2 protein-coding genes are annotated in these 2,795 nt (G+C 65.0%); one reads left to right on the top strand and one right to left on the bottom strand.

The genetic code is table 11. The features are described 5' to 3' along the window. Nucleotides 1-20: 20 nt before the first annotated feature. Nucleotides 21-1,958, bottom strand: coding sequence for a heme lyase CcmF/NrfE family subunit (locus Q0349_RS10230; protein ID WP_298080812.1), 1,938 nt, complete (start codon nt 1,956-1,958; stop codon nt 21-23). Nucleotides 1,959-2,026: 68 nt separating this feature from the next. On the opposite strand from Q0349_RS10230, the gene Q0349_RS10235 reads away from it, so the two are divergent. Continuing rightward, a complete protein-coding gene (locus Q0349_RS10235) occupies nt 2,027-2,635 on the top strand; it encodes a TRAP transporter small permease (RefSeq protein WP_298080814.1) in 609 nt (202 codons plus the stop codon). Nucleotides 2,636-2,795 lie beyond the last annotated feature (160 nt).

The raw sequence follows: 2,795 nt of genomic DNA on the forward strand, positions 1-2,795 counted from the left end.
TCACGGGCGCTACCCCCTCCCTAACCCTCCCCCGCTGCGGACGCTGCGCGTCCTGTGGGGGAGGGGATATTTCGGTGCGCGGTGGCGGCAAGCGCGGCGCCTGCCGCCATGATGAGCGCGCCGAGCCAGATCCAGATGATGTAGGGTTTGTATTGCAGGCGCACTGCCCAGGTGTCGGCGTTGATGGGTTCGCCGAGGGCGAGGTAGAGGTCGTGCGTCGGCGTGATGTGGCGCGCGCTTTCGGTCATCGGCATGGTGCTGCTGTGGTAGTTGCGTTTGCTCGGCAGGAGGACGGTGACGGGGGTGCCGTCGGTTTTTTGGACGAGGATTTTGCCGACGGTGGCGGTGTAGTTCGGGCCTTCGCGCGTTTCTAAATCGACCAGCGTCAGGCGGTAACCGGCGAAGTCGAGGACGCTGCCGCGTTTCAGGCTGTGGTCTTGTTCGTTGCTGTAGAGGCCGGTGGCGGTGATGCCGAGCGCGGTGATGAGGTAGCCGAGATGTGCCAGGGTCATGCCGCTGTAGGCGCGGGTGATGGGGATGCGGTGGCGCAGGCGGTCGGCGTTATCAACGAGGATGGCGCTGGCGGCGGCCGTCGCGGCGAAGACGGCAAGCGCGGTGCGGGTTTGCCAGGTGTCGGCGAGGGTGAGGATGAGCAGGGTGGCGACGGCAGCAAGCGCAAATACGGCGGTGAGACGTGGTGCGAGGCGGCGGGCACGGTCGTTTTTCCAGCGCAGGAGCGGGCCGATGCCGAGGAGGAGGAGGCTTGCGAGTGCGAGCGGCACGATGAGGCGGTTGTAGTAGGGCGCGCCGACGGAGATTTTGCCGAGGTTGAGGCTGTCGGCGGCGAGCGGGTAGAGGGTGCCGGTGAAGACGATGAGGCAGGCGCCGCTCATCAGCCAGTTGTTGGCGAGGATGCCGGTTTCGCGCGAGAGCAGGGTGTAGGGGGCGCGGCTGGCGAGCGCGGGCACACGCTGGATGAGAAGGATGAGCGCGGGCAGGGTGATGGCGACGAGCAGGGCGAGGATGTAGATGCCGCGCGTCGGGTCGGCAGCGAAGGCGTGCACCGAGGTGAGGACGCCGGAGCGGACGAGGAAGGTGCCGATGAGGCTGAGGCTGAAGGCGAGGATGGCGAGCAGCGCCGTCCAGGTGAGGAAGGCGCCGCGTTTTTCGCTGACGATGAGGCTGTGCAGCAGCGCGGTGCCGATGAGCCACGGCATGAGCGAGGCGTTTTCCACCGGATCCCAGAACCACCAGCCGCCCCAGCCGAGTTCGTAGTACGCCCAGTAACTGCCGAGAGCGATGCCGAGGGTCAGCGCCAGCCAGGCGGCGAGCGTCCACGGGCGGGCGCGGCGCAGCCAGAGGGTATCGAGCCGCCCTTGCCACAGCCCGGCGACGACGAAGGCGAAGGCGACGGCAAAGCCGACGTAGCCGGTGTAGAGCAGCGGCGGATGGAGGATGAGGCCGGGGTCTTGCAGCAGCGGGTTGAGGTCGGCGCCGTCAAAGGGGGCGGGCAGGGCGCGGCTGAAGGGGTTGGAGGTGAAGCCGATGAAGGTGATGAAGCCGAAGCTGATGTAGCCGAGGACGGCGAGGATTTTCGCGCGCAGGTCGTCCGGCAGCGCTTTGCTGCGGATGGCGAGTGCGGCGCTCCAGAGGCCGAGGATTTCTATCCAAAGGAGCAGCGAGCCTTCATGCCCGCCCCAGACGGCAGTGAGGCGGTAGTACCACGGCAGCAGGCTGTTGCTGTGCGCTGCGATGTAGCGCACCGCGAAGTCGTTCGCGAGGAAGCCGTAGGCGAGGGCGGCAAAGCTGAAGGTGAGCAGCGCGCTTTGGGTTTTCGCGGCGCTGACGGCGAGGGCGCAGGCGATGCGGCGGTCGGCGCAGAAGGTCGGCAGGATGGCTTGCAACAGCGCAATCGCACCCGCGAGCCAGAGGGCATAGTGTCCGGTTTCGACGATCATCGGGCGGCGCTCCAGACTGTTGCGGCTTTGGCGGAAAGGGTTATCCCTGCCCCCACCCCCCGGTTCCCATGAAAAAGGCTTTCGCCTTTTTCATGGGTGCCCTCCGCCCCTCCCCCACAGGGGGAGGGGGTGCTGCCTTTTTCTTTCTTTTGCTGGAGTTTGTCATGTCTGATTCGCCGTCTTTGTTGCCGCGTTCGCGGCTGGATGTGCTCGCGTTGTGGGTGCAGCGGGTTAACGGGCTTGTTTTGACCGTGCTGGCGTTTGCGCTGGTCGCGTGTGTGGTGTGGCAGGTGGCGTCGCGTTATGTCACCAGCACGCCCAGCACCAGCACCGATGAGCTGGCGCGTTTTATGTTCATGTGGATTGGGCTGCTTGGTGCGGCGCAGGCGTCGGCGACGAAGCAGCATTTGGCGATTGATTTGCTGGCGATGCGGCTCAAGGGCGTGGCCAGGCGGACGCTGCACATTGTGATTGAGTGCTGCATGATTGTTTTTGCGGCGCTGGTGATGGTCTATGGCGGCTCGCTGCTGACGGCGAAGACGTTTGCCAATGCGCAGGTGACGCCCGCGTTGCAGGTGCCGATGGGGTATGTCTATTTGGTGGTGCCGCTGGCCGGGGCGCTGCTGGTGTTTTTTGCGCTGGTGGCGATTGTCGATGCGTTGCGTGCGGAGGAATGAGCCATGTCTGTTGATCTGTTGAGTATCCTCGTTCTTTTTGGCGTCTTTTTCCTGCTGATGTTTTTGAGCGTGCCGGTGTCGGTCTCCATCGGCCTCGCCACGATTGCGACGGTGCTGTTGTCGCTGCCCTTTGACAATGCGATGTTCGTCACCGCGCAGA

The sequence above is a fragment of the uncultured Cardiobacterium sp. genome (assembly GCF_938028185.1).
In the GTDB taxonomy this organism is placed as follows: Bacteria; Pseudomonadota; Gammaproteobacteria; order Cardiobacteriales; family Cardiobacteriaceae; genus Cardiobacterium.

What these genes read in the sequence shown, in the direction of transcription:
- Q0349_RS10235 (WP_298080814.1), top strand. Translation starts at nt 2,027, where the DNA reads ATGAAAAAGGCTTTCGCCTTTTTCATGGGTGCCCTCCGCCCCTCCCCC.
- Q0349_RS10230 (WP_298080812.1), bottom strand. Translation starts at nt 1,958, where the DNA reads ATGATCGTCGAAACCGGACACTATGCCCTCTGGCTCGCGGGTGCGATT.